Origin of the sequence: Dactylosporangium sp. CA-152071, from assembly GCF_050936335.1 — a bacterium.
Classification (GTDB): Bacteria; Actinomycetota; Actinomycetes; order Mycobacteriales; family Micromonosporaceae; genus Dactylosporangium; species Dactylosporangium maewongense.
In genome coordinates this window covers 3,737,300-3,762,000 of record NZ_JBNJMZ010000002.1, presented here as the reverse complement: position 1 = coordinate 3,762,000, position 24,701 = coordinate 3,737,300, and the positions used below count along the sequence as shown (strand labels likewise).

The following is a 24,701-nucleotide window of genomic DNA, read 5'->3' as shown; positions in this document are numbered from 1 at the left end:
CGTACTGGCCCGAGTTCGCGCGCAACGGCAAGGAAGAGCGGTGACGGTCCGGCGGCGTGCCGGACTCCGTCGACCCGGACCGGATCGCGTTCCTGCACGGGTACCGCCCGGCCGAGCTCCTGCTGCACCTGGGCACGATGCCGCGCGGGTTCGTGTTCGGGTTCCTCAACCCGCGCAGCGTGACCGCCCGGTCGTTCGCCAACCCGAAGGTCCTGTCGGAGATCGGCAACTACAACCTGCCCGAGGTGCGCCGTCTCGAGCTGCCCGCGGCCAACGGCACCGGCGAGGTCCGCGCGGTCGCCCGCGCCTACGGCGACGCGGCCACCGGCGGCGCTGCCCTCGGTCTTGCCCCGTCCACGCTGGACGCTCTCACCCGCCCCGCCGCGCCCCCGACCGGCGGCGTGCGGGACGTGGTGCTGCGGGTGGACACCGCGTTCTCGCTCGGCTATCTGAAGCCGTTCCCACGCCTGCGGTTCGGCGCCTCCGGCGACCGGGCGTTCGGCACCCCGGGCGCCGGAGGTTCGTTCGGCTTCGCCGACCCGGAGACGGGCGTGGGCTTCGCGTACGCCATGAACCGCGCCGGCTTCCACCTCTGGGACGACCCGCGCGAGCTCGCCCTCCGCGAGGCCCTCTACCGGATCGTCCTCGGCGAGCGCTCCCAGTGCCCGGACTAGATCCGGAAGCGGCCGACGGCGAGCTGGAGGTCGGCGGCGAGGCTGTTGAGCTCGGCGACGGTCGCGTCGACCTCGGTGAGGGTCGAGGTGGTGGTGTCGGCGGCGTCGGCGACACCGGCGATGTTGCCGGCGATGTTGGCCGCGCCGTGGGCGGCGTCGCCGACGCTGCGGCTCATCTCGCTGGTCGTGGCGGTCTGCTCCTCGACGGCGGAGGCGATCGTGAGCTGGTAGTCGTTGATGCGGGCGATGATCCGGCTGATCTCGCCGATGGCGTCGACGGCGTTGGCGGTGTCGGACTGGATCGCCTCGACGCGGCGGGAGATGTCCTCGGTCGCCCGGGCGGTCTCCTGCGCGAGGTCCTTCACCTCGCTGGCGACGACCGCGAACCCCTTGCCCGCCGCGCCCGCGCGGGCGGCCTCGATGGTGGCGTTGAGGGCGAGAAGGTTCGTCTGCTCGGCGATCGAGGTGATCACCTTGACCACGTTGCCGATCTCCGCCGAGGAGTCGCCGAGCTTGGACACCGTGCGGTTCGTCGACTCGGCCACGCCGACCGCCTCCGAGGCGACCCGGGCGGCGTCGTTGGCGTTCTGCGCGATCTCGCGGATCGAGGCGCCCATCTCCTCGGAGCCGGCGGCGACCGTCTGGACGTTGTGCGACACGGTCCCGGCGTCGCCCGCGACCACGTTCGCGCGGGCCGCCGCGGCCTTGGCGCTGTCGGCGATGCGGGTCGTGACGCTGGTCAGCCGGCCGGTGCTGCCGCCGAGGGTGCCGGCCGCGGCGGCGAGCGTGTGCACGGTGCGCCCGACGCTCTCGTTGGCGCGGTTCATCGCGGCCGCCATCGCGCCGAGCTCGTCGCGGGCGTACACGTCGGCGCGCAGGGTCAGGTCGCCGTCGGCGACGCCGCGCAGGGTGTCGGAGACCGACCGCAGCTGCAGGTTCATGCGGCGCGCGATGCCCAGCGCCAGCAGCAGCGCGAGCCCGAGCCCGACGATGAGCGAGCCGACCGTCCAGTTGCGCGCGCTGGTGTAGTCGTTTCGCGCCGCGGCCGCCATCGCGTCGGACTCGGTGGTCTCCTGCTGCTGGAGCTTCGCCAGCGACGCGTTCATCTGCGCCTCGAGGCTCTGCCAGAGGGTGTTCGTGGCGGCCATGTCCGACGGCACGGTCAGGCCGGGCGCCGGCTGCTTGCGGAAGACGACCACGTCGCGCAGGTTGCTGTAGTCGGTGAACGCCTTGGCGAAGTCGTTGAGGGCGGCCTCGCGGGTGGCGGAGCCGGCGAGCCGGGTGCGGTACTTCGCGATCGCCCCCTCGATCATCGCGTCGCCGCCCTCGACCGCCTGCGTCCCTCGCGGGCCGAGCGTCGGGTCGTAGGCGGACCAGGCGAACAGCGACTGGCCCCGGTAGTTCTCGCTGACGCCCTGCCGGATGACGACGAGCTGCTCGACGCTCTCGAGGTGCCGCGTCTTCAGCTGGCCGAAGCGGTCGTTGAGCCGGGCCATGCTCGTGATCGACAGGATGCCGACGCCGATCGCGACCAGCGCCACGAGCGCGATGCCGATCAGGTTCTTCGTCCCGACGGACCGGTCGGCGACCCAGCCGGCCAGCTGGCCACGGCGGACCGTCACCTGGATGGGGGCGCTGTCAGTGGTCATGCGGGGTCCTTGCCGACGACGGGAACAACCGGGCCGTCCGGTGCATCGGCGTTGCGATCGCGGTATTGAGGGTTTAGACCGCGACAGTCTCGGCAAGAGCGGCGGCCACGACCAGCGACTCGATGCCGCGCAGGCACACCTCCAGCATCGCGGGCGAGACGGCCGCGGTGTCGACCCGCCAGGTGAGGTCCACGGCGTCGGTGGCCGCGCCGGCCGCCGGGTCGACGTGCAGGAAGCAGGTCGCGTCCCACTCGTTGGAGCTCGGCCCCCACCGCAGCACGCTGCCCTCCAGCGCGGCGGTGACCTCGGCGGGCGAGGGGATCCCGCTCGGCGGCGGAGCGGAGCGGCGGCGGTCGTTGAAGTAGCAGCCGGTGTCGAGCTCCACACCGCGTTCGGCGCCGACCCGGTCGACGAGCGCCCACAGGTCGCGCGGATGGTAGTAGGCGTACATCCCGGCGGTCAGCTGGCTCTTGAACGTCCGCGCGATCACCTCGGCGAACGAGGCGGCACCCGTGTCGATGACGGCGAGCCCGGCCTGGGCGAGGTTGCTGACCGACTCGGCGAAGCCCGGGCGGAAGCGGTTGCTGACCACGATCCGGAACGCGCCGACCGGCTGGCCCGACAGGCGGCCGAGCATCATGGCGTACGCGGCGAGCAGGATCGTGCCGCTGTGCACCTTCGTCCGCTCGGCCACGGCGGCGAGCGCGAGGTGCGTCGCGGGTGACGTGAGCGTCGCCTCGCACCAGCGCTCGGGCCGCGGCTCGAGCGGCACCGGGAACCGGCGGGGCTCGATCGTGCGCAGGTGCTTCTCCCAGTAGCGCAGCGACGCCTGGTGCTGCCGCCGCGCGCCGGCGCCCTGCTGGGCCGCGGCGAGCTCCAGGGGCTGGATGCCGGCGACGGGCGCGAGGTGGCGGCCGGTGGCGGGGTCGAGGTTGGCGAGGTCGGCGATGAGCGCCTCGAAGCCGTAGCCGTCGATGACCATGTGGCAGTACAGCGCGACGAACCACAGCGCGTCGCCGGTGCCGGGGCGTGCGACGACCGCCATCCGCACCGGCCAGTCGGTGTACGGGTCCCACGGCGCCGCCTCGTACCGGGCACGGATCGTCGCGGCGAGGCGCTCCGGGTCGCCGTCGTCGTCGTACACCTCCAGGACGACGGAGCCGGAGGACGACAGCACCTGCTTCGGCGGCGCGTCGGTCCCGGGGCCGTCGGGGACGAGGCGGGTGCGCAGCGACTGGTGGCGGCTCATGATGAACCCGAGCGTGGTGGCGACGTCGCCGACGGTCGTGCCGGCGGCGAGGGCCATGGTGCCGCCGGTCCACTCGGTCGCCTCGACGACCTGCATGGACCGCCAGGCGGCGAACTGTCCCCAGGTAAGTTCCCCGATGCCGCTGCCATCCCCTTGAAAGGGCACGGTGATCCGATGTGTCACGACAGTCCCCAAAAGATGGCCGGCGGCATCGAGGTCAGAGCAATACTCAGAGAGAGCGGACGGCCTTCATGGCGGTCTCCTTTCTGATACTCGCCCGTCGATCGATAATTGCCCGCGGGCAGTGCCGGGAGCGTATCGGCAGGGCCGCGTGAAGCGGAAGAGCCGGCGGTGCCGATTGCGGCGGTTGTCCGCATTCAGAGCACCCGTTAGGGGTATTGAAAGGGTCTCTTGGGCGGGCGGGATGAATTGATTTCAGTAACTGATACGAGGTTATCGTCGTCAATTCGTACCGGTCCGGAAATTTCCTGCCGACTACGACAAAGGCGCCGCGTCGCTTACTGTCGTGACCATGAAGGCGGGCATGGCGACGATCGGTGACGTGGCACGGCAGGCGGGCGTGTCCCCGAGCACCGTCTCGTACGTCCTGAGCGGCAAGCGGACGATCTCCGAGGAGACCCGCCGCAGGGTGCTCGCCGCGATCGACGTGCTCGGCTACCACCCGCACGCCGGCGCCCGGGCCCTGGCCAGCAACCGTTCCAACGTGATCGCGCTGATCATGCCGCTCTACACCGGGCTGTACGTGCCGGTGCTGATGCAGTTCGTGATCTCGGTCGTGGCCGCGGCCCGCCGCCACGACCACGACGTGCTGCTGCTCACCCAGGACGAGGGCGTGCAGGGCCTGGAGCGGGTCGCCGCCAGCTCGCTCGCCGACGCGCTCATCGTGATGGACGTCGAGCTGCACGACCGGCGGCTGCCCCGGCTCCGGACGCTCGGCCGGCCGTCGGTGCTCATCGGGTTCCCCGCCGACGCCGACGGCCTCACCTGCATCGACCTGGACTTCGCGGCGGCCGGCGCGGCGTGCGTCGAGCACCTCGCCGACCTCGGTCATGCCTGTGTGGCACTCGTCGGGTCGCCGCCAGAGGTGTACGAGCGGGAGCTCGGCTTCGCCAGCCGCACCGCCGCCGGATTCGACGAGGCGCTGCGGCGGCGTGGCCTGCGGGGCACGACCGTCCCGTGCGAGCCGACCCCGGACGCGGTCCTGTCGACGGTGCGCGGCCTGCTGGACCGCCACCCGGACCTGACCGGGGTGGTGGTGCACAACGAGCCGACCGTGCCGCCGCTGCTGGACGCGTTCGCGGCGCTCGGCCGGCGGGTGCCGCGGGACGTGTCGGTGGTGGCGATCTGCCCCGACGAGGTCGCCGAGCGGGGCAAGCCGCGCCTCACGTCGGTGAGCATCCCGGCGGAGGAGGTGGGCCGGCGGGCGGTCGACCTGCTCATGGCGAAGCTCGACGGCCGCCAGGTCCCCGAGGCGACCCTGCTCCCGCCGGCCCTGACGGTCCGCGACAGCGCCGCCCCGGCCCGCCGGCCCTGAACCACGGCCCGGCGCTGCCCGCGCGGCTCGTCCGGCCGGGGGAACCACGCAACGGTGCCGCCGCGGCCGGGAACACTCGATCCTGACCGCGGCGGCGCCGCTCCACACCCCTGGGAAGTCGCTAGTGCGGTGTCCACGAACGTTGGCCGGGGTTTTCTGTCGTACCCCCGTGCTTGAGTGTTCGTATGCCTCGCCGTCGTGATCCTGCTGCTGCTCGGGTGGTGCACCGCACCTGCCGGGTCGGGTTGCGGACCACCCGTGGCCAGCGGGAGCGGTGCTACGGGCTGCTGCGCTCTGCCGGCGACGTGTGGGCGTGTGTGCTGGAGGTCAACCAGTGGCGGTGGCGGCATGACGCGCCGCCGATGGTGTCGTATCAGGCGCTGTGCCGGGAGCTGTCCACGGCCGGGCCGGGCGTCTTCGGCGACCTGGACACGACCGGCGCGAGGTCGGTGCTGCGCCGGTACTCCGACGCGTGGTTCACAGCGGCGAAACGCCGTCGAGCCGGTGACCTGACCGCACGGTTCCCGCGCCGGCGGCGTGGACTGCTGCCGGTCCGCTACTACCACGGCACGTTCACCCTGGACGAGCGGCGGCTGCGGCTGCCGGTCACGCGTGGGCGCGCGCCGTTGTGGCTGCGCCTGGACCGGGCGGTGCCGTACCCGCCGGACCAGGTCCGTTCGGTGACCCTGCTGGCCGACGGTGGCCGGTTGTGGATCGAGGTCACCGCCGAAGTCCCCGTCACCGTGTATCCAGCAGGCACAGGTCCGGACCCGACCCGGGTCGCCGGCGTCGACCTCGGCGTCATCCACCCCTACGCGGTCGCCGGACCCGACGGGCACGGGCTGCTGGTCTCCGGGCGAGCCGTCCGGGCAGAGCATCGCATGCACCTCGCCGACACGAAACAGCGCCGCCGAGCCACCGCCGCCCGGGCACCGAAACCCGGCGAGCGTGGATCGCGGCGGTGGCGCAAGACCCGCCGCCGCGCCCGCCTCGTCGAGGGCCGGCACCAGCGCCGCGTCCGGCAGGCGCAGCACGAGGCGGCGAAGACCGTGATCGGCTGGGCGGTGCAGCAGCAGATCGGGACCCTGACCGTCGGCGACCCCCGCGGCGTGCTCAACCTCCCCGCAGGGCGCCGGCACCACCTGCGGCTACGCCAGTGGCAGATCGGCCGCACCATCGCAGTGCTGCGGGACAAGGCCGAACTCGCCGGTATCACCGTCCACCTCGTCGACGAACGCGGCACCTCCTCAACCTGCCCCGGCTGCCGCAAGAAGATCACCAAACCAGCCGGTCGGACCATGACCTGCCGGCACTGCAACCTCTCCGGGCACCGCGACCTGTTCGCGGCCGCCACCATCGCCACCCGCGCCCCCAGGCACACCGGGGTTGCTGCAGGCGGCGGCACCAGCACCCCGACAGCAGCAGTCGTGCTGCCGCAGGTGCTCACGCACCGTCGAGCAGGACGACACCTCCCCGGTGCCGGACTGTCCCGGCGTGACCCACGCCGACCCCCACCACGCCATCACGTCACCACCGCACCAGACAGCGGCACGACGGCAGGCACGGCGGAGGCGGCGACACAGGTCCGTTGGCCGGCTGAGGCCCGCCCCACCAACACAGTGGGGAGTCGCTCGACGCAGCAACGCGGCGAGGAACCACAACACCACCAACCCGGTGAACGTTCGTGGTCACAGCACTAGGCGAGCCTGACGGTCAGCCGGTCCACCTCGGCATCCACGGCGATCAGCACGCCGGAGGGGTCGCGAGTGAGCCGGCCGGCATCGACGGCCGCCACCGTGTCGATGCCGGCCAGCTGCACCCGCCAGGGCGCCGGGCTCCCGTTGTCCCGGCGCACCTCGACGGTCGTCCCGGCCCTGCGCACCGTGAAGCTCGCTCCGGCGGTGCCGCTGAGCCGGCCCTGCGGCGAGGGGATGTCCACAGTCGTGCCCGCGCCGTCGGGCAGCTCGTGGACCCGCAGGGTGACGCCGTCGGCGTATGGGTAGTCGGGGCGGTCGTCGCACGCGCCGAGCGGCACGACCGAGCCGGGACGGGCGAGCACCGGCAGGTCGCCCATGCCGTAACGGCGCCGGATCCAGCCGGGCCCGCTCAGCACCTCGCCGCTGCGCAGGTCGGTCCACCGCCCCGCCGGCAGGTAGAAGCTGACGTCGCCGTCGGCGCTGAACACCGGCGCGACGAGGATCGAGCCACCCAGCATGTACTGCCGGTCCAGGTGCGCGCAGGCGGGATCGTCGGGGAACTCCAGCGCGAGCGGCCGCAGCACCGGCAGGCCCTCGCGGTGCGCGGTGACGGCCGCGCCGTACAGGTACGGCATGAGCCGCGCCTTGAGCCGCGTGTAGTCGCGCAGGACGGCGACCGCCTCGTCGCCGAAGTGCCACGGCACCCGGTAGGACTCGTTGCCGTGCAGCCGGCTGTGCGAGGACAGCAGCCCGAACGGGATCCAGCGCATGAAGACGGCCGGGTCCGGCGTACCTTCGAAGCCGCCGATGTCATGGCTCCAGAACCCGAACCCCGACATGGCCAGTGACAGCCCGCCGCGGAGGCTCTCGGCCATCGACTCGAAGGTGGCGCTGCAGTCACCGCCCCAGTGGACCGGGAACTGCTGCCCGCCGGCGGTCGCGGACCTGGCGAAGAGCACCGCCTCGCCGTCGCCGCGGCGCTCCCGCAGCAGCTCGAAGACGGCCTCGTTGTACAGGTGCGTGTAGTAGTTGTGCATCCGCAGCGGGTCGGCGCCGTCGGACCAGACGACGTCGGTGGGGATGCGCTCGCCGAAGTCGGACTTGAAGCAGTCGACGCCCAGGTCGAGCAGGTGTTTCAGCTTGTCCTGGAACCAGGCCCGCGCGGCCGGGTTCGTGAAGTCGACGAGGCCCATCCCGGCCTGCCACTGGTCCCACTGCCACACGTCGCCGCCGCTCTTCCTCACCAGGTACCCGGCGGCCGTCGCCTCCTCGAACAGCGCGGAGCGTTGCGCGATGTACGGGTTGATCCACACGCAGATCCGCAGGCCCTTCGCCTTGAGCCGGGCCAGCATCCCGGCCGGGTCGGGGAAGGTCACCGGGTCCCACTCGAAGTCGCACCAGTGGAACTCGCGCATCCAGAACGTGTCGAAGTGGAAGACCGACAGCGGTAGCCCGCGCTCGGCCATCCCGTCCACGATGGACGTCACGGTCGCCTCGTCGTAGGACGTGGTGAACGACGTGGACAGCCACAGGCCGAACGACCACGCCGGCGGCAGCGCGGGCCGGCCGGTGAGCGCGGTGTACTTGCGCAGCACGTCGCGCGGCGTCGGCCCGTAGATGACGAGGTACGACAGGACCTGCCCGGGGACGCTGAACTGCACCCGCGACACGGCCTCCGAGGCGACCTCGAACGACACCGGGCCCGGGTCGTCGACGAACACCCCGTAGCCGGCGCTGGTCAGGTAGAACGGGACGTTCTTGTACGCCTGCTCGCTGCTGGTGCCGCCGTCGGCGTTCCAGACGTCGACGGTCTGGCCGTTCTTGACCAGCGGACCGAAGCGCTCGCCCAGCCCGTACACCACCTCGCCGACGCCAAGGTTGAGCTGCTCGCGCAGGAAGTGGCCGTCCGCGGTGCGCAGGGCGGCGAGCGCCTTCGGGGCGCTGCTGGTGAGGACCCGCCCCTCGGCGATGAAGTCGAGCCGCCACTGCCCGCCTTGGCTGTTGCCCTGGTTGTTGGGTCCGTCCAGTGCGAAGCGGGCGCTGAGGGCGCCGGCGGTGAACGTGACGGCGTCGTCGTCGCGGGTCACCTTCGCGTCGGCGGCCGGGTCGGCGTCGATCCGGAACCGCGGCCCCCGCGGCGCGCCGCCGGTGTGCCGGCTGACCCGCACCGCGATCACGTCGGGCGCCGGCGTGGTGCACTCGATGGTGAACAGCGGCGTGTTGAGCGTGTCGCCACGGCCGGTGACCCGGCGGGTCGGCGCGTACACCGACAGGCTGTTCGCGCCGACGGCCACATCCCGGACGTGCACCGGGTACAGGGGGTGCACCCCTTCACGCAGCTGCCAGTACCCGTCGCTGAACTTCATGCACGACCCAATCCCTGTCGAAGCGCTTCGACAGGTGACGGTACGAACCCCTCACCGGCGTGTCAATCGGCCCGGCCCCCGCCGTGGACGCCGCCGGGCGGGGCTGTGAAACTTCCATCGTGGCTGTACCGGATGCGCAGTTCCTCGCGATGGTGGACCGGCTCGCCGAGGTCGAGCGGGCACACGCCGCGGACTACACGTCGTTCAGCGTGCGCGGCAAGCGGTTCGGCTATTACTGGCCCCGCACGCACACGGCCGGTCTGAAGCAGACGCTGTCGGAGCAGATCGCCCTTGTCGCGGAGCGCCCCGACGTGTTCGAGGTGCAGTTCACCTCCGGCGGTTTCGGCTGGGTCGTCGTGTACCTGGAGCGGATCGACGCCGACGAGCTGACCGAGCTGCTCTACGAGGCGTGGCAGCTTTCCGCCCCCGAGTCGCTCGTCCAGGATCACCCGCTGCGCTTGTAGGCTTCGGGGCATGTCCCTCACCGCGGAGTTCGAGCAGGCCCAGATCGACGTCAAGCAGCTCGACCAGCGCCCCGGCAACGACGTCCTGCTGCGGCTCTACGCCCTCTACAAGCAGGGCACCCACGGCGACGCCACCGGCAAGCGCCCCGGCGTCTTCGACATGGTCGGCCGCGCCAAGTACGACGCGTGGCACGCCTTGGCCGGCACCGCCCAGGAGGACGCCCAGCGCCAGTACGTCGCCCTGGTCACCGAACTGCGCGCCTGAGCCCCCGCTCCACCCTCCCGCCGGGGCACCTGTTCGGCGACACCTTCTGAGAGCGCTCTCTTGACGGGACTCCCCCGGGCTTTATAGGTTCGACCGAGGTCGATCTGTTAAGTAACCGTACGGACTCCGCCAGGTCCTCGGGAGGCCACATGCACGTGAAGTTCATCAAGGCTCGCACCCTGGTCATGCTGGGTGCGACCGTCCTGTCGTTCCTCACCGCGGTCGCGGTGCGGGACGCCGCCAGCAACCCGGCCGCCGCCGCCATCGGAGGACTCACCTGGTCCGACGAGTTCGACGGCGCGGCCGGCAGCGCACCCAACGGCAGCAAGTGGAAGTACGACGTCGGCGGGGGCGGCTGGGGCAACAACGAGCAGCAGTACTACACCACCAGCACGAGCAACGCGGCGCTCAACGGTGCCGGGCAGCTCGTGATCACCGCCCGCAAGGAGAACCCGGCCAACTACCAGTGCCACTACGGCCGGTGTGTCTACACCTCGGCCCGGCTGCTGACCGCGGACCGGTTCACCCAGGCGTACGGCCGCTTCGAGGCAAGGATGAAGCTGCCGCGCGGCCAGGGCATCTGGCCCGCGTTCTGGATGCTGGGCGCCGACATCGGCAGCAACCCGTGGCCGAACAGCGGCGAGATCGACATCATGGAGAACATCGGCAAGGAGCCGAACACGGTGCACGGCACGATCCACGGGCCGGGGTACTCCGGTGCGGAGGGCATCGGTGCCGGGTACACGATCGGGGCGCCGTTCGCGGACGCGTTCCACACGTTCTCGGTCGAGTGGGAGCCGAACGTGCTGCGCTGGTACGTCGACGGCAACCTGTACCAGACCCGGACCCCCGCGGACCTGGGTGGGGACCGGTGGGTGTTCGACCACCCGTTCTTCATGCTGCTGAACCTCGCGGTCGGCGGCTACTGGCCCGGCTACCCGGACGGCACCACCCAGTTCCCGCAGACGCTCACGGTCGACTACGTGCGGGTCTACGGGTACAGCGGCGGCGGTGGCGGCGGGAGCGCCGGTCCGATCATCGGCAACGGCAGCAACCGGTGCATCGACGTGCCCAGCTCCAACGCGGCCGACGGCAACCGGCTGCAGATCTGGGACTGCAACGGCACCGGCGCGCAGCAGTGGACGATCAACGCCGACGGCTCGATCCGCGCGCTCGGCAAGTGCATGGACGTCTCCGGCGGCTCCACCGCCGACGGCGCGGCCGTGCAGCTGTGGACCTGCAACGGCAGCGGCGCGCAGAAGTTCACGCTCAACGCCGCGGGCGACCTGGTGAACATCCAGGCCAACAAGTGCGTCGACGTGCAGAACGCGGCCACCGCCAACGGCTCCAAGCTGCAGCTGTGGACCTGTGGCGGCGGCAGCAACCAGAAGTGGCACCGCTGATCAGGTAGGTCAGGTCCGGCGCCACCGGAGCACCTCGAGGGCTGCTCCCACGCTCACCACGTTTTCGGACAGGGGGCGGGGGAGCAGCTCGTCGGCGCGGGCCAGGCGGCGCAGCACGGTGTTGCGGTGGGTGTACAGCCGTTCCGCGGCCCGGGTGGTGCTGCACTGCTCCCGCACGTAGGTGAGGACCGTCTCGTGGGTGGCCGCGTCGGCGTGCAGGAGGTCGCCGAGCGTGTCGGCGAGGAACTCGTCGGCCTGCGTCGGCTCGGCGGTGAGCAGCGCGACGAGCTGCACGTCCTCGTAGCGGGCGACCTGCTGCGGCGAGGTGAGCCGGGTCAGCATCCGCTGCACCGCCGCCGCGTCCAGGTGGCTGCGGCGGAAACCGGCGACGTCCGTGCCCGGCCGGCCCAGGGCGACCCGCACCTCGGGATGGCCCGGCAACGACGGCAGCGGCGCGGTCCGGGACGGGAACCAGACCCACAGCGCGGCCGTCCCGGCCACCACGGTCAGGCGGTGCGTGGCGCCGGCCGCCCGCATCACCGTCTCCGCGGCGCCCTCCAGGTGCTCGGTCGCGCCCCACACGATCGCGGCCGTGTGCGGACCGGCCAGCCCGTACCCGAGCTGCGCCTCGGCCCGCGACCGGCTGATCGGCGCGCCCTCCAGCAGCAGCGTCACCGCCGCCCGGCGCTCCGCCGACGCGCCCCGGGTGAGCTCGGCCCGCTCGGCCTCCATCCGCCGCGACACGGCGGCGACGGTGTCGTCGATGAACGTGGAGATCGACAGCGCCGACGCGTCCAGTAGCTCCCGCAGTCGCACCGGGTCGGAGGTCAGCTCGAAGCAGATCTCCATCCACCGCCGCCACGCGACGCTCTGCGCCGTGCGGTACGCGTCCAGCCCGCGCTCGTCGAGCCCGCGGCGCACCATGTCCCGGGCCGCGTCGAGCGCCTCGGCGCCGGTGTTCGCCGGCACCCGCCGCCCCGGATGCCGCACGTTCTGCTCCGCCCAGTGCAGCAGGTTGGCGAGGTTGGCCCGCTTCGTCGCCTCCGCCAGGACCGGGTCCGCGGCGACGGGCCGCATCCGGTCCCCGCCGAGCGCCGCCGCGTGCAGCTCCTCGATCCAGTCGGCCCGCGGGTCGAGGGCGATCTCCGCACCCCGGCGGAAGAGCTCCCTGACCTCCGGTGACAGCGCCGGCCACGGTACCGACGCAGCATTCTGCACCATCCGGCGAGTATTCCGGTGCACGTTGGACTGGCGCAAGGCCATGGTCGAGGCGCATCGTCGTGGTCATGGGCGAGGATTTCGACGTCGTCATCGTCGGCGCTGGCATCTCCGGCATCGGGGCGGGGCGCTACCTGACCACGCGGCTGCCGGGCAAGACGTTCGCGATCCTGGAGGCCCGGGCCGCGTCCGGCGGCACGTGGGACCTGTTCCGCTACCCCGGCATCCGGTCCGACTCCGACCTGCACACGTTCGGCTACGAGTTCAAGCCCTGGCGGGACGAGGAGTCCATCGCCTCCGCGCCCAGGATCCTGCGGTACGTGCGGGAGACCGCCACCGAGAACGGCCTCGACGCCCACATCCGCTACCACCACAAGGTGCTCGGCGCGGCGTGGTCGAGCGACGAGGCCCGGTGGATCCTCGACGTCGAGCGCACCGACACCGGGACGCGGACGCGGATGACCGCCGGCTGGCTGTTCTGCGCCGGCGGCTACTACCGGTACGACGCCGGCCACACCCCGCACTTCGAGGGCCGCGAGCGGTTCGCGGGCCCGATCGTGCACCCGCAGCAGTGGCCCGAGGACCTCGACCACGCCGGCAAGCGCGTCGTCGTCATCGGCAGCGGCGCCACCGCCGTCACGCTGGTGCCCGCCATGGCCGCCGGCGCCGCCCACGTGACGATGCTGCAGCGCACGCCGACGTACGTGATGCCGGTGCCGAAGAAGGACCCGATCGCCAACGCGCTGCGCCGGTGGCTCGGCGACGAGCGCGGCTACCGGGCGGCGCGCCGCAAGAACATCGCCCAGCAGCGCGCGGTCTGGCGCTTCTGCCAGAAGCACCCCCGCCTCGCCCGGCGGATCATCCGGCGGATCAACGTCAAGCAGCTGCCGCCCGGGTTCCCCGTCGACGAGCACTTCAACCCGCCCTACGGCCCCTGGGACCAGCGGCTGTGCGCGGTGCCCGACGGCGACCTGTTCCGGGCGATCCGTCGCGGCACGGCGAGCGTCGTCACCGACCGGATCGCCACCTTCACCGAGCGCGGCGTGCTGCTCGAGTCCGGGCGGGAGCTGGCGGCGGACATCATCGTCACCGCGACCGGCCTGCAGGTGCAGGCGCTCGGCGGGCTGCGGCTGACCGTCGACGGCGCGCCGGTGCACCTGCCGGACACGGTCGCGTACAAAGGCATGATGCTGTCCGGCGTGCCCAACCTCGCCTTCGCGATCGGCTACACCAACTCGTCGTGGACGCTGAAGGTCGGGCTGCTGTGCGAGCACTTCTGCCGGCTTCTCGCGTACATGGACGCCCACGGCCACGACGTCTGCCGCCCATCGCTGGGCGACACGCCGATGCCGACCAGGCCGTTCCTCGACTTCGCCGCCGGCTACATCCAGCGCGCCGTCGACCAGCTGCCCCGGCAGGGAGACCGCATGCCCTGGCTCACCTCCATGGACTACCACTCCGACGTGAAGCTGCTGCGCGACGGCCGCGTCGACGACCCCGCCCTGCACTTCTCCGAGGCTCCCGTGAAGGTGACCGCATGACCGAGGACCTGTTCGCCGAGCTGCCCGGCGGCATGACCATCTGCCACCGCGTCGAAGGCCCGGCCGACGGGCCGGCGCTGCTGCTGGTCGCCGGGCTCGGGCTGGACCTCACCTCGTGGCCGCGGCGGATGGTCGACGGGTTCACCGGCCGCGGGCTGCGGGTGATCACGCTCGACAACCGCGACACCGGCCGCTCCACGCGCGTCCGGGCCCGCCCGCCGGGCATGCTGCGGCAGCTGCTCGCCCGGCCCGTGCCCGGCGCGTACGACCTCGGCGACATGGCCGCCGACGTGGACGGGCTCCTCGGGCACCTCGGCGCCGGCCCGGTGCACGTGCTCGGCATGTCGATGGGCGGGATGATCGCGCAGACCCTCGCCGCCCGCCACCCCGCCCGCGTCGCCACGCTCACCTCGGTGTTCTCCACCACCGGCGACCGGCGGGTCGGGCAGCCGGCCCGCTCGACGCTGCTGCGGATGGCGAAGCGGCCGGCCCGCACCGCCGAGGAGTCCGTCGAACGGCACCTGTCGCTGCTGCGGCACATCGGCTCCACCACCGACTTCCCGCCCGACGTTGCGCTCGAACGCGCGTGGGTCACCGGCGTCTGGGACCGCGCCGAGGGGCGGCCCAACCCGGCCGGCGTCGCCCGGCAGATCGGCGCCATCCAGGCCTCCGGCGACCGCACCGCGGAGCTGCGCTCGATCACCGCCCCGACGCTCGTCATCCACGGCGACACCGACCGCATGGTGCACCCCAGCGGCGGCCGGGCGACCGCCGCCGCGATCCCCGGCGCCCGGCACGTCGAGATCGCCGGCATGCGCCACCACTTCGCCCCCGGCGTCATCGACCGCGTCGTCGACCTGACCGCCGACCACATCACCGCCACGGCAGGGGTCCGCGAATGAGCAAGGTCTCCGGCAAGGTCGCCGTCGTCACCGGCGCGGGCTCCGGCATCGGGCGGCAGCTCGCCGCCGAGCTCGCCCGGCGCGGCGCGCGGCTCGCCGTCAGCGACGTCGACGAGGCCGGGCTCGCCGCCACCGTCGAGGAGGTCAAGGCTCTCGGCGCGGAGGTGCACGCGACGCCGCTCGACGTCGCCGACCGCGCCGCGGTGCTCGCCCACGCCGCCGCCGTCGCCGCGCACTTCGGCGTGGTGCACCAGGTGTACAACAACGCCGGCGTCGCGGGCGGCGGGCGCAGTGTCCTGGACAGCGACTGGGCCGCGTACGAGCGGACCATCACCGTCGACCTGTTCGGCGTCATCCACGGCACCAAGGCGTTCCTGCCGCACCTGATCGCCTCCGGCGACGGCCACGTCGTCAACGTCTCCAGCCTCAACGGGATCATGGCGCAGCCGGCGCTCAGCGACTACTGCGCCGCCAAGTTCGGCGTGCGCGGCTTCACCGAGGCGCTGCGCGGCGAGCTGCTCGCCGCCGGGCACCCGGTCCGCGTCAGCGTCGTGCACCCCGGCGGCGTCCGGACCAACATCGCCACCGCCGCCCTGGTGCACGCCCGCGGCCAGGGCGCCGACGTCACCGCCCGCGACGAGGCCCGCACCCGCCTCTACAACGAGAAGCTGCTGACGATGCCCGCGGACCGCGCCGCCCGCATCATCGTCGCCGGCGTCGAGGCGAACCGGCCGCGGATCCTCGTCGGCAACGACGCCAGGTCCGCCGACCTCCTCGTGCGGTGGCTGCCGCGCTGGTACCCGAGGCTGACCGCCCGCCTGGAGCGTCGCCTTTCCGCCGCCACCTGACCGCGGTTGCGCCGGGGTGGCAGAGTGCGGGCGTGCACGAGATCGTCACCTGGCTGCGGGACCTGCCCACCGGCTGGTTCGCGCTCCTGGCCCTGGCCGAGAACGCGGCGCTGGTCGGGGTCACCGCCCTGCTCGGGCACTGGGCGCTGAAGCTGCCCGGCGCGCACCGGGTCACCCCGCCGCCCGGCCCCGTCAGCCGCCTCGAGCTGGCGCTGGTCGCCGTCGCGACGGTGCTCAACGCGGCGGTCACCGTCGCCGGCTGGTGGCTGTGGCGCGCCGGGATCATCACGTTCACGCTGCCGCTCACCTGGCGGGCGCTGCCGGACCTCGTGGTGCTGCTGGTGGTCATGGACGTGTTCCTGTACCTCAGCCACGCGACCGCGCACGTGCGGTGGCTGTTTCCGCTCGCCCACCGGCTGCACCACGTCTTCGCCGACCCGCGGCCGATCACCCTGTTCGCGCTGCACCCGGTGGAGGTCGCCGGGTTCGGCGGGGCGTGGCTGGCGATCCTCGCCGTGCACCCGTTCTCGGCGTGGGCGGTCGCCGCGTACACCCTGCTCAACCTGCTCTTCGGGATCCTCGGGCACCTCGGGGTGGAGCCGCTGCCGCCGCGGGTGCGGGCCTCCGCGGTCTTCAAGTGGGTGGCCACGCCGGCCATGCACGCGGGGCACCACGCGACGCCGCGGTACAACCTCGGCTTCTACACGACGGTGTGGGACCGGCTCTTCGGCACGCTCGAACCCGGCTACGACGCCCGCCGCACGGGCGCTCCGCCCAGAACGCCTGTAGGCGACACAACGGGCATCGGCATCCCGACAGCGCCGTCCGCCGGATGATCCAGAATAGGTGCTCCACCCCCCTGAGACGGAGAAGCGAATAGCCATGCGAGCCACCCGATCGATCGTCGCCGCCACGACCATGCTGCTCCTCGGCGTGGGGCTCGCCGCCTGCTCGTCGCAGTCCGACGACCTGGAGAAGCAGCTGACCAAGGCCGGCTACACGAACGTGTCCGCCGAGGCCGACTACGACACCGTGTACGACAAGAAAAAGAAGAAGAACGTCAAGAAGCTCGACGACTACGAGGCCGACGCGAAGGCCGGCAGCTGCAGCGTCGAGATCGAGCAGGACTCCGGCGACCACGACTACGTCATCGAGACCGTGAACGGCAAGGAGGTCAACTTCAGCAACCTCACCGCCAGCGCCCTCATCGCCGAGCTCGCCAAGCAGAACGTCCGGTGCTGACCCGGGCGTTCCGCCCACCGGCGTATGGTCCGCCACCGCCACACCGTAAACGGCCGCGGCGGCTCGTCACGTGAGCTGCCGCGGCCGTTGCGCCGGTTCGGTTACCTGCTGCAGTACAGCCAGACGCCGGCGTACTGGGTGCCGCTGGAGTTCCAGTTGGTGAACGTGGTCCAGATGCGGCGCGTCTCGGGTTCGTAGGACAGCACTGTCACGCCGGCGTCGCTGTTGTTGGAGGCGCTGGGCAACGCGGCGACCGTGCCGCCCGTCTGGCACATCTGGACCGGGCCACCGCCGAACCCGTCCGCCGCTACGAACACCCCGCGCCGGGCGACCTGGTCCACGTCGACGTGAAGCAGCTGGGCAAACCCCGACGGCGGCGGCTGGCGCACGCACGGCCGAGCGCACGGGACCTGCAATCACCACCGCCGCCACACCGCGATCGGCGGACCACCCGCCAGCGGTTCCCAACCCCTCTGGGCAGAACACCTAGACGGTCTAGGTGCGGGACCAGATGTCTGATGGCCTTGCGGCTCAGCGCCTGCGGCGCTCGCGGGGTCCCGCCTCGGCCGTCTTGTACGTGACCAGCGGGACCGTGGTCGCCACCGGGGTGGCCAGGCCGTGCGCCTCCAGGTCGCCGATCACCTGCTCGATGCGCTTGTACGCGGTCGGCGCCTCCTCGAAGAGCAGCTGCCGGTCGCCGCACACGACCAGCGAGCCGACCGGCGTGCGGCGCAGCTCCTCGACCGTGTGCTTGGCCTTGCCGCGGCGCAGGGCGTCGGCCCGGGACATCTTGCGGCCGGCGCCGTGCGCCACCGAGTGGTTCGCCTCCGCGCCGGCGTGCGCGGCGACGAGGTACGACGGGGTGCCGCGGGTGCCGGCGACCAGCACGTCCTGCCCGTCGCCGGGCGCGGCGCCCTTGCGGTGCAGGTAGACGCGGTCGCCGTCCTCGCCGGCGCGGACCTCGGCGAGGTTGTGGCACTGGTCGACGACGGGTTCGGACAGCTGCGCGCCGAGGGCGTCGGCGACCCGGGCCGCGAGCAGCCGCCGGTTGAGCGAGCCCCAGCGCACCGCGTCGTCGTGCGCCGCCAGGTACGCGGCCGGGTCGGCGGCCGGTCCGGCGCCGTGGACCTCGGTGTGCGCGCGCAGGATCCGCTCGCCGAAGCCGCGGGACCCGCTGTGCACGACGAGCACCAGGTCGCCGGCGGTGAGCCCGAGCCGGGCGGCGTGCCCCTCGTCGAGGACGGTGCCGACCTTCGCCAGCTCCACGAAGTGGTTGCCGCGGCCGACGGTGCCGAGCCCCTCGACGTGACCGCCGGGGATCTCCCCGTCGACGAGGCCGGGGTCCAGGGGGACGTCCAGGTCGGGGAACTTCGCGGCGAGCTTCTCCGGCACGGCCCGCTTCAGGCCGATCGGGAACACGGCGATGCCGCAGCCGATGTCGGAGCCGACGAGCAGCGGGTACAGCACCGTCGACGCCATCGCGGCGCCGATCGGCGCACCCTTGCCGGGGTGCAGGTCGGGCATGCCGGCGACGTGCAGCATGCCGTCGAGCGCGGCGACCTGGTGGCACTGCGCGACGGCGTCGGACTCGATCCAGCTGCCGGGGCCGGCGAACACGGAGACGGTGGCGGACATGGTCCTCGCTTCAGCGGGAGGAGGGGCATGGCAACACGGGATGTCCGTCAGCGCGTCATGCCGTCCATGATCGTTGGAACCCGCCGGCCGCGGCAACCGGTTTTCGGCGCCCCCCGGCACCCCGGCGCCCCGGGATCGCCGGAGCGCCGGAGCGTGCGTCGCGCTCAGTCGAGGGTGAAGGTGGCGTCGGCGCGGCTCGTGGCGTCGGTGGCGGTCTGCACGAACAGGTCGGCGCCGCTGTGCCGCACGTACCGGCCGGGGAAGTTCTGCGACTCGAACGACACCGCCGCGTCGCTGCCAGTGCCAGTCGAGAGCCCGGCCCGGCGGAAGAAGCTGGCGTCGGCCTTGAACGTCGCCGAGCCGTCGTTGCGCTCGACCCACACCTCGAAGTTCCTGTGCCGCAGGAAGTAGCCGGGGAAGTTCGTCGACTCCAGCGACACGGTGCCGCCGCCGTTGAGGCCGGTCACGATGCGGAACTGCGCGTCGGCGAGCGGCGTGACGTTCGCCTCGATGCGGGCCCGGAAGTTGTAGTGCCGCACGAAGCTGCCCGCGGAGTTGTACGACTGCAGCCGCACCGGCGTGACGCCGTCGGGCACCGGGATGCCGAAGTTCGGGGTGCCGTCGGCGTTCCAGTACAGCTTCTGCACGCGGGTGCGGCGGTTCGGGTCGTTGAGGGGGTCGCCGCTGATGTCGCGGTAGCTGCGGTCGTGGTAGACGAGGATGTCGCTCTGGCCGTCCTCCGACGTCGTGAACGAGTTGTGCCCGGGGCCGTACTGGCCGGTCGACGCGTTGCTGGTGAAGACCGGCTGCGGGCTCTTCACCCACGACGACGCACTGAGCAGGTTCGCCGACGCGGACGCGGTCAGCAGGCCGAGGCAGTAGTTCGCGTCGGTGGCGCTGGCGGAGTACGTGAGGAAGATCCTCCCGTTGCGCTGGATGACGGTCGGGCCCTCGTTGACCGCGTACCCGCGCTTCTCCCAGTCGAGGGTCGGCGTCGCGATCCGGACCGGCGTGCCGGTGATGGTCCACGGGTTGCTCATGCGCGCGATGTACACGTTGGAGTTGGTCGCGATGCCGGGCTCGGACTGCGCCCAGATCAGGTACCGGACGCCGCCGGCGACGAACGTCGAGGCGTCCAGGGCGAACGTGTCCCAGGCGGTGGTGATGCGGCCCTTCTCGGTCCAGGTCGCGGTGAGCGGGTTCGCGCCGGTGCCCTCCAGCACGTACATGCGGATCGCCCAGACGTTGTCGGTCGCGCCGGCGGCGAAGTACACGTACCACTTGCCGTCGATGAAGTGGATCTCCGGTGCCCAGATGTGCGCGCCCATGACGCCGCTGGAGTGCTTGCGCCAGATCACGGTCTCGGCCGCGGTCGACAGCCCCTGCAGGGTCGTCGCCCGGCGCAGGACGATCCGGTCGTACTCGGGGACGGTCGCGGTGAAGTAGTAATACCCGTCGGTGTGCTTGACGATCTGGCTGTCGGCGCGCTGGTTGACCAGCGGGTTGGTGAACTGCACGGCGGGCGACGCGGCGGCGGGCCCTGAGGTGACCACGAGCGTGACCACCAGCGCGGCGGACGTGACGATCAGGGCGGCAAGGACCGCGAGCAGACGGCGGCGCATGAAGACTCCTCGTGGCGGCGGGGGTACGTCATGTTTGCGCTCACATCGGCTCTTGTCAACGGCCCGGCGCTGTCGTCGTGTTCTTGCGCGCTCCTCGTGTGAACGCGAACATGACTGGTGCCTACGGCACCTGGTCGACCGTGCCCCGCGGGGTCGACGCGTTGCACCGGCGGATCCTGGCCGCGGTCAGCCGCGACCCGACGACGAGCCCGTAGCGGCGCACCGCCTCCATGCCGTAGTTGCTGCACGTCGGGATCTGCCGGCACCGCGTCGGCAGGTGCGGCGAGAGCCAGCGCTGGTACCCGCGGATCGCCACCATGCCGGCCCGCCCCGGCCCGCTGGCCCGGCGCAGCGGCTTGCGCGTCGGCGCGCTGACCGCCATCGTGCCGAGCAGCATCGTGCCCAGCATGAAGTTGCAGTCACAGCCCGGCACGTCGCAGCCGTCGCACCCGTCGCAGCCCGGCACGTCGCAGCCGCTGAGGCCGTCGCATCCGTCGTACCACTTCGACCTGCGCTGGCCCTCGTTCTCCGTCTCCACGGGCGGCATTGTGTCGTGCCCCCGCAACGTTGATCAAGCCTGCTGTCCGCTGTCCGTCCGTACTGGACAACGGACAGCGGACAAGCCCGGCCCTCCCGCCTGAGGGTCAGCGGCTGTGCAGGTGGGGCAGGTGCAGCTCGGCCGGCTCCGGGGGCAGGTCCTTGACGCCGGCGGCGACGGCCTCCTCGTGGCGGCGGTGTGCGGACGGCAGGGCGAGCGAGGCGACGACCGCGAGGACCGCGACGCCGGCGCAGACCCAGAAGCCGGCGGTGAAGGCGGCGTCGGTCGGCAGCCCGCGCGGGGTGCTCTTGGACGTGATGACGGCGGCCACGACGGCGGTGCCGATGCTGCTGCCGATGGTGCGGGCGATGGTGTTGACGCTGCTGGCCTCGCCGGTCTGGGCGGCCGGGACGCTCTCGATGATGGCGTTGGACATGGCGGCGAAGGACAGGCCGATGCCGGCGCCGGTGAGCACGCCCGAGGCGAGCACCTGCCAGACGGCGCCGTGGGCGACGGCCGGGAGGGCGAAGGCGGCGACGACCGCGGCGGCGCCGAGGAACATCGGGACCTTCGGGCCGAAGCGGCGGTTGAGCAGGCCGGCGATGGGGCCGAAGACGACCATCATGAGGACCGTCGGCAGCAGGAAGAGGCCGGACTCCGACACCGACTTGCCGAAGCCGTAGCCGGTGGCGGCGGGCAGCTGCAGCAGGGTCGGCACGAGCAGGAACGTGCCGAACATCGCGAAGCCGAGGATCAGGGCGACGAGGTCGGTGGCCCACACGCCGCGGATCGACATCAGGCGCATGTCGACCAGCGGCTCCTTCACCCGCAGCTCGACCAGCACGAAGCCGACGAGGGCGGCGACGCCGAGCGCGAGCAGGCCGGTGGTCTTGCCGTCGGTCCAGCCCCACGACTGGCCCTTGCTGATCGCGAGCAGCAGCGACACCAGCGACACGGACAGGATCCCGGCGCCGAGCACGTCGAGGCGGCCCGGGGTGCGCACCGGCGACTCCGGCATCCCGAAGATCGCGCCGAGCAGCGCCACCACGACCAGCACCAGGGGCAGCCAGAACAGCCAGTGCCACGACAGGTGCTCGACGATCGGCCCGGCGCCGACGATGCCGACACCGGCGCCGACGCCGAAGATCGCCGACAGCAGGCCGACGGTGACGGCCACCTTCTCGCGGGGGAGCTCGTCGCGGACGATGCCGATGGACAGCGGCAGGATCGCGCCGGCGGCGCCCTGCATGGCGCGGGCGACGATGAGCACCGCGAGGTTCGGGGCGAGCGCCGCGAGCAGGGTGCCGGCGGCGAGCACGGCCAGGACGCCGATGAGGACGCGGCGCTTGCCGGCCATGTCGCCGAGGCGGCCGAGGATCGGGGTCAGCACGGAGGCCGACAGCAGGTATGCGGTCAGGATCCAGCTGATGTCCGCGGTCGAGGCGTTCAGGTCGCGGGCGATGGTCGACATCGCGGGCGCCACCAGCGACTGGAGCACCGCGAAGGCCAGGCCGCCCAGCGACAGGTAGACCACCAGCAGCGTGCTGTTGGCGTGCCGGGCGGTGGCCGGCGGTTCCAGGGTTCGCGTCATGAGGTCCTCGCGGAGCTATGTAAACGATTGCTGACTTGCCAAGTATGGGCGGCCCGCGAGCTAAGTCAACAATCGTTTACGTCACACCGGGCGGCGTCTACGCTGGTGGCGTGACGAGTGAGGACGCGACCGGGGTGCGCCGCCGGGACGCCGCGGCGACCCGCCGGCTGCTGCTGGAGGCGGCCCGCCGCCGGTTCGCCGCGGACGGGTACACGGCCGCCACCGTGCGGGACATCGCCACCGACGCGGGCGTCAACGTCGCGCTCATCAACCGGTACTTCACGTCGAAGGAGGGCCTGTTCGAGGCGTGCCTGACGGGGGTCGGCGACGAGCTCGGCCGCACCGTCCGCGACGTGACGCTGGACCGGATCCCGCACGACATCGCGGCCCGCCTCGCCGGCCCGCACGCCGCCCAGCACCGCGCGCAGCTGCTCCTGCTGCTGCGCTCCTCCGGTGACGAGAAGGCCGAGGCGATCCGGGTCGACATCCTGCGCCGCTTCGCCGAGAAGATGACGGCGGCCGCCGGCCTGCGCCCCGACGACGCCGGGATCCTGCGGGCCCAGCTGGCCCTGGCCGCGTCCATCGGCATCGCGCTGCTGCGCGCCTCGACCGCCCTCGAGCCGCTCGCCTCCGCCGGTCAGGACGACCTCGTCGGCCCCCTCACCGACATGTTCACGGCCCTCATGGCACCACGCGACGCCTGAGTGTGCCACTTGGGCACACGATGGCTTGCTCGTGTGCCACTGGCGTGCCATAGTGGTGCCATGGACCTGAACTCGTATGTGGCCAACCTCGGACGTGAGTTCGCCACCCTCGCCGAAGCCGGCGGGGAGGAGGCGCGTGCGGTGGTCGAGCGGCTGACCGGGCCGCTCGAGTCGGCGATCCGCATGACGCTGCTCGAGGCGCTGTCCGCGGCCGCCGACGAGATCACCCTCGACCTCGCGCCGGGCTCGGTGGAGCTGCGGCTGCGGGGCCGCGACCCGAACTTCGTCGTGACCCTGCCGCCCGCCCCGGCCCCGGCCCCGGCCGACGCCAAGACCACGACGGCGGCGGACCTGGCGGCGGCCGAGCCGCTCCTCGCCGAGGACGGCCCGGCCGCACGGATCAACGTCCGGCTGCCCGAGCAGCTCAAGGCCGCGATCGAGGAGGCCGCCGCGAAGGAGGGCCGCTCGGTCAACGCCTGGCTGAGCCGGGCCGCCGCCGCCGCGCTCCAGCGGTCCGACCCGCGCGCCGAGCCCGCCGCGGCGGCGCCGCAGGCCAGGCAGGCGCTCACCGGCTGGGTGCGGTAGCCCGCACCGTTTCGTCATCACCCGCGCTCCACCACCACTGAGCTGCGTAAACGGCTCACCTACCCATGATGTGGGGACCACCATGCCTGAATTCAGTACCCCCGAATCGATCTCCGTCACTGTCGAGCTGGGCGTCGGCGACGTGCGCATCGTCGCCAGCGACCGCACCGACACCGTCGTCGAGGTCCGCCCGAGCAACGACGCCGACGAGTCCGACGTGCAGGCCTCGAAGCAGGTCCGGGTCGACTACGCCGACGGCGTGCTGCGGGTGACCGGCCCGAGGTCGCGGCTGTTCGACTTCTCCCGCAGGACCAGGTCGGTCGACGTGTCGATCGAGCTGCCCAGCGGCTCGCAGGTGTCCACCGAGCTCCAGGTCGGCGGCGTCCGCGGCGACGGCCGGCTCGGCGAGTGCCGCGTGCGGACCGGCGCCGGCAACGTCTCGCTCGCGGACACCGGCCCGCTGCGCCTGGACACGGCGGCCGGGCACGTCACCGTCGGCGGGGTCGCCGGCAACGCCGAGATCCACACCGGCACCGGCAAGGTCCGCGTCGGCGACGTGCGGGGCAGCGCCGTGGTCAAGAACTCCAACGGCGACACCACCATCGCGTCCGCCGCGGGTGACGTACGGGTGCGCAACGCCAACGGCGACATCGCCGTCGAGCGGGCCGGCGCGGGCGTCGACGCGAAGACCTCCAACGGCGCCATCCGCCTCGGCGAGATCGCCCGCGGCTCGGTCGTCCTCGGCACCGCGATGGGCGACCTGGAGATCGGGATCGCCGAGGGCACGGCCGCGTGGCTCGACGTCACCACCGGCTTCGGCCGCGTGCACAACCTGCTCGACAGCGCCACCAAGCCCGAGCCCACCGACGAGACGGTCGAGGTCCGCGGCCGCACCACGTACGGCGACATCACCGTCCGCCGCTCCTGACCTCTTTCGCAATGGAGGAACCGCC

Annotated in this window: 22 protein-coding genes and 1 pseudogene; 15 read left to right on the top strand and 8 right to left on the bottom strand. The window is 72.4% G+C overall.

Annotated elements, in window-relative coordinates:
- The first annotated feature begins 56 nt into the window (after window positions 1-56).
- A complete protein-coding gene (locus ACQEVZ_RS56810) occupies window positions 57-674 on the top strand; it encodes a hypothetical protein (protein WP_433384628.1) in 618 nt (205 codons plus the stop codon).
- On the opposite strand, the gene ACQEVZ_RS56805 is transcribed toward ACQEVZ_RS56810, so the two are convergent.
- Window positions 671-2,323 (bottom strand): methyl-accepting chemotaxis protein, encoded by a 1,653-nt coding sequence (locus ACQEVZ_RS56805; protein WP_433384625.1) that lies wholly within the window; start codon window positions 2,321-2,323, stop codon window positions 671-673. The genes ACQEVZ_RS56810 and ACQEVZ_RS56805 overlap by 4 nt on opposite strands.
- Window positions 2,324-2,396: 73 nt before the next feature.
- Window positions 2,397-3,668, bottom strand: coding sequence for a condensation domain-containing protein (locus tag ACQEVZ_RS56800; protein ID WP_433384622.1), 1,272 nt, complete (start codon window positions 3,666-3,668; stop codon window positions 2,397-2,399).
- 436 nt (window positions 3,669-4,104) lie between these two features.
- Here ACQEVZ_RS56800 and ACQEVZ_RS56795 point away from each other — a divergent pair, with 436 nt between their 5' ends.
- Both ACQEVZ_RS56795 and ACQEVZ_RS56790 read left to right on the top strand, forming a co-directional pair.
- Entirely contained in the window at window positions 4,105-5,127 is a 1,023-nt protein-coding gene (locus tag ACQEVZ_RS56795) for a LacI family DNA-binding transcriptional regulator (RefSeq protein WP_433384619.1), read from the top strand.
- Window positions 5,128-5,312: 185 nt separating this feature from the next.
- Window positions 5,313-6,827 (top strand): RNA-guided endonuclease InsQ/TnpB family protein, encoded by a 1,515-nt coding sequence (locus ACQEVZ_RS56790; protein ID WP_433384616.1) that lies wholly within the window; start codon window positions 5,313-5,315, stop codon window positions 6,825-6,827.
- Here ACQEVZ_RS56790 and yicI read toward each other — a convergent pair.
- Window positions 6,824-9,190: an alpha-xylosidase gene (yicI, locus tag ACQEVZ_RS56785; RefSeq protein WP_433384613.1), complete on the bottom strand. Its 2,367-nt coding sequence runs from the start codon at window positions 9,188-9,190 to the stop codon at window positions 6,824-6,826. The genes ACQEVZ_RS56790 and yicI overlap by 4 nt on opposite strands.
- Before the next feature lie 119 nt (window positions 9,191-9,309).
- On the opposite strand from yicI, the gene ACQEVZ_RS56780 reads away from it, so the two are divergent.
- The 3 genes from ACQEVZ_RS56780 to ACQEVZ_RS56770 all read left to right on the top strand — a co-directional run bounded on the left by ACQEVZ_RS56780 (window position 9,310) and on the right by ACQEVZ_RS56770 (window position 11,322).
- Window positions 9,310-9,654 (top strand): MmcQ/YjbR family DNA-binding protein, encoded by a 345-nt coding sequence (locus ACQEVZ_RS56780; protein WP_433384610.1) that lies wholly within the window; start codon window positions 9,310-9,312, stop codon window positions 9,652-9,654.
- A gap of 10 nt (window positions 9,655-9,664) precedes the next feature.
- Complete coding sequence (locus tag ACQEVZ_RS56775; RefSeq protein WP_433384607.1) at window positions 9,665-9,919, top strand: acyl-CoA-binding protein; 255 nt, start codon at window positions 9,665-9,667, stop codon at window positions 9,917-9,919.
- A 149-nt stretch (window positions 9,920-10,068) separates the two neighbouring features.
- Window positions 10,069-11,322, top strand: coding sequence for a ricin-type beta-trefoil lectin domain protein (locus ACQEVZ_RS56770; RefSeq protein WP_433384604.1), 1,254 nt, complete (start codon window positions 10,069-10,071; stop codon window positions 11,320-11,322).
- Window positions 11,323-11,331: 9 nt separating this feature from the next.
- Here the strand turns inward: ACQEVZ_RS56770 and ACQEVZ_RS56765 are convergent, their stop codons facing one another.
- Window positions 11,332-12,543 carry a PucR family transcriptional regulator gene (locus ACQEVZ_RS56765; RefSeq protein ID WP_433384601.1) on the bottom strand — a complete coding sequence of 404 codons (1,212 nt, stop codon included), beginning with the start codon at window positions 12,541-12,543 and terminating at the stop codon, window positions 11,332-11,334.
- Between the two features lie 59 nt (window positions 12,544-12,602).
- Between ACQEVZ_RS56765 and ACQEVZ_RS56760 the strand changes: the two genes are divergently transcribed.
- The 6 genes and pseudogenes from ACQEVZ_RS56760 to ACQEVZ_RS56735 all read left to right on the top strand — a co-directional run.
- A complete protein-coding gene (locus ACQEVZ_RS56760) occupies window positions 12,603-14,081 on the top strand; it encodes a flavin-containing monooxygenase (protein WP_433384598.1) in 1,479 nt (492 codons plus the stop codon).
- Window positions 14,078-14,983, top strand: a complete 906-nt coding sequence (locus ACQEVZ_RS56755; RefSeq protein ID WP_433384595.1) for an alpha/beta fold hydrolase — start codon at window positions 14,078-14,080, stop codon at window positions 14,981-14,983. The genes ACQEVZ_RS56760 and ACQEVZ_RS56755 overlap by 4 nt, the downstream gene beginning before the upstream one ends.
- Window positions 14,980-15,831, top strand: coding sequence for an SDR family NAD(P)-dependent oxidoreductase (locus tag ACQEVZ_RS56750; protein ID WP_433384592.1), 852 nt, complete (start codon window positions 14,980-14,982; stop codon window positions 15,829-15,831). The genes ACQEVZ_RS56755 and ACQEVZ_RS56750 overlap by 4 nt, the downstream gene beginning before the upstream one ends.
- 32 nt (window positions 15,832-15,863) lie before the next feature.
- Window positions 15,864-16,667, top strand: a complete 804-nt coding sequence (locus ACQEVZ_RS56745) for a sterol desaturase family protein (RefSeq protein ID WP_433384589.1) — start codon at window positions 15,864-15,866, stop codon at window positions 16,665-16,667.
- Between the two features lie 46 nt (window positions 16,668-16,713).
- Entirely contained in the window at window positions 16,714-17,073 is a 360-nt protein-coding gene (locus ACQEVZ_RS56740; protein WP_433384586.1) for a hypothetical protein, read from the top strand.
- Between the two features lie 260 nt (window positions 17,074-17,333).
- Window positions 17,334-17,490: pseudogene (locus ACQEVZ_RS56735) on the top strand (IS481 family transposase); the annotation flags it as partial.
- Between the two features lie 114 nt (window positions 17,491-17,604).
- Here ACQEVZ_RS56735 and ACQEVZ_RS56730 read toward each other — a convergent pair.
- The 4 genes from ACQEVZ_RS56730 to ACQEVZ_RS56715 form a co-directional block, all read right to left on the bottom strand.
- On the bottom strand, window positions 17,605-18,708 hold the full coding sequence (locus tag ACQEVZ_RS56730) for an RNA ligase RtcB family protein (RefSeq protein ID WP_354891063.1): 1,104 nt from the start codon (window positions 18,706-18,708) through the stop codon (window positions 17,605-17,607).
- A gap of 164 nt (window positions 18,709-18,872) precedes the next feature.
- Complete coding sequence (locus ACQEVZ_RS56725) at window positions 18,873-20,330, bottom strand: family 43 glycosylhydrolase (protein WP_433384582.1); 1,458 nt, start codon at window positions 20,328-20,330, stop codon at window positions 18,873-18,875.
- Between the two features lie 121 nt (window positions 20,331-20,451).
- Window positions 20,452-20,868: a membrane protein insertion efficiency factor YidD gene (gene yidD / locus ACQEVZ_RS56720; protein ID WP_433384579.1), complete on the bottom strand. Its 417-nt coding sequence runs from the start codon at window positions 20,866-20,868 to the stop codon at window positions 20,452-20,454.
- A 106-nt stretch (window positions 20,869-20,974) separates the two neighbouring features.
- Window positions 20,975-22,459, bottom strand: coding sequence for an MFS transporter (locus tag ACQEVZ_RS56715; protein ID WP_433384576.1), 1,485 nt, complete (start codon window positions 22,457-22,459; stop codon window positions 20,975-20,977).
- Between the two features lie 110 nt (window positions 22,460-22,569).
- On the opposite strand from ACQEVZ_RS56715, the gene ACQEVZ_RS56710 reads away from it, so the two are divergent.
- From ACQEVZ_RS56710 to ACQEVZ_RS56700, 3 genes are all read left to right on the top strand, one after another.
- Window positions 22,570-23,163 carry a TetR/AcrR family transcriptional regulator gene (locus ACQEVZ_RS56710; RefSeq protein ID WP_344501956.1) on the top strand — a complete coding sequence of 198 codons (594 nt, stop codon included), beginning with the start codon at window positions 22,570-22,572 and terminating at the stop codon, window positions 23,161-23,163.
- Window positions 23,164-23,223: 60 nt separating this feature from the next.
- The gene (locus ACQEVZ_RS56705; protein ID WP_433384571.1) at window positions 23,224-23,748 is read left to right on the top strand and encodes a toxin-antitoxin system HicB family antitoxin; all 525 of its coding nucleotides are present in this window, start codon (window positions 23,224-23,226) and stop codon (window positions 23,746-23,748) included.
- A gap of 82 nt (window positions 23,749-23,830) precedes the next feature.
- Entirely contained in the window at window positions 23,831-24,676 is an 846-nt protein-coding gene (locus ACQEVZ_RS56700; protein ID WP_354891066.1) for a DUF4097 family beta strand repeat-containing protein, read from the top strand.
- Window positions 24,677-24,701: the final 25 nt, after the last annotated feature.

What these genes read in the sequence shown, in the direction of transcription:
- ACQEVZ_RS56725 (WP_433384582.1), bottom strand. Translation starts at nt 20,330, where the DNA reads ATGCGCCGCCGTCTGCTCGCGGTCCTTGCCGCCCTGATCGTCACGTCC.
- ACQEVZ_RS56730 (WP_354891063.1), bottom strand. Translation starts at nt 18,708, where the DNA reads ATGTCCGCCACCGTCTCCGTGTTCGCCGGCCCCGGCAGCTGGATCGAG.
- ACQEVZ_RS56775 (WP_433384607.1), top strand. Translation starts at nt 9,665, where the DNA reads ATGTCCCTCACCGCGGAGTTCGAGCAGGCCCAGATCGACGTCAAGCAG.
- ACQEVZ_RS56765 (WP_433384601.1), bottom strand. Translation starts at nt 12,543, where the DNA reads ATGGTGCAGAATGCTGCGTCGGTACCGTGGCCGGCGCTGTCACCGGAG.
- ACQEVZ_RS56800 (WP_433384622.1), bottom strand. Translation starts at nt 3,668, where the DNA reads ATGCAGGTCGTCGAGGCGACCGAGTGGACCGGCGGCACCATGGCCCTC.
- ACQEVZ_RS56715 (WP_433384576.1), bottom strand. Translation starts at nt 22,459, where the DNA reads ATGACGCGAACCCTGGAACCGCCGGCCACCGCCCGGCACGCCAACAGC.
- ACQEVZ_RS56705 (WP_433384571.1), top strand. Translation starts at nt 23,224, where the DNA reads ATGGACCTGAACTCGTATGTGGCCAACCTCGGACGTGAGTTCGCCACC.
- ACQEVZ_RS56750 (WP_433384592.1), top strand. Translation starts at nt 14,980, where the DNA reads ATGAGCAAGGTCTCCGGCAAGGTCGCCGTCGTCACCGGCGCGGGCTCC.
- ACQEVZ_RS56795 (WP_433384619.1), top strand. Translation starts at nt 4,105, where the DNA reads ATGAAGGCGGGCATGGCGACGATCGGTGACGTGGCACGGCAGGCGGGC.
- ACQEVZ_RS56755 (WP_433384595.1), top strand. Translation starts at nt 14,078, where the DNA reads ATGACCGAGGACCTGTTCGCCGAGCTGCCCGGCGGCATGACCATCTGC.
- yicI (WP_433384613.1), bottom strand. Translation starts at nt 9,190, where the DNA reads ATGAAGTTCAGCGACGGGTACTGGCAGCTGCGTGAAGGGGTGCACCCC.
- ACQEVZ_RS56805 (WP_433384625.1), bottom strand. Translation starts at nt 2,323, where the DNA reads ATGACCACTGACAGCGCCCCCATCCAGGTGACGGTCCGCCGTGGCCAG.
- ACQEVZ_RS56790 (WP_433384616.1), top strand. Translation starts at nt 5,313, where the DNA reads ATGCCTCGCCGTCGTGATCCTGCTGCTGCTCGGGTGGTGCACCGCACC.
- ACQEVZ_RS56700 (WP_354891066.1), top strand. Translation starts at nt 23,831, where the DNA reads ATGCCTGAATTCAGTACCCCCGAATCGATCTCCGTCACTGTCGAGCTG.
- ACQEVZ_RS56770 (WP_433384604.1), top strand. Translation starts at nt 10,069, where the DNA reads ATGCACGTGAAGTTCATCAAGGCTCGCACCCTGGTCATGCTGGGTGCG.
- ACQEVZ_RS56740 (WP_433384586.1), top strand. Translation starts at nt 16,714, where the DNA reads ATGCGAGCCACCCGATCGATCGTCGCCGCCACGACCATGCTGCTCCTC.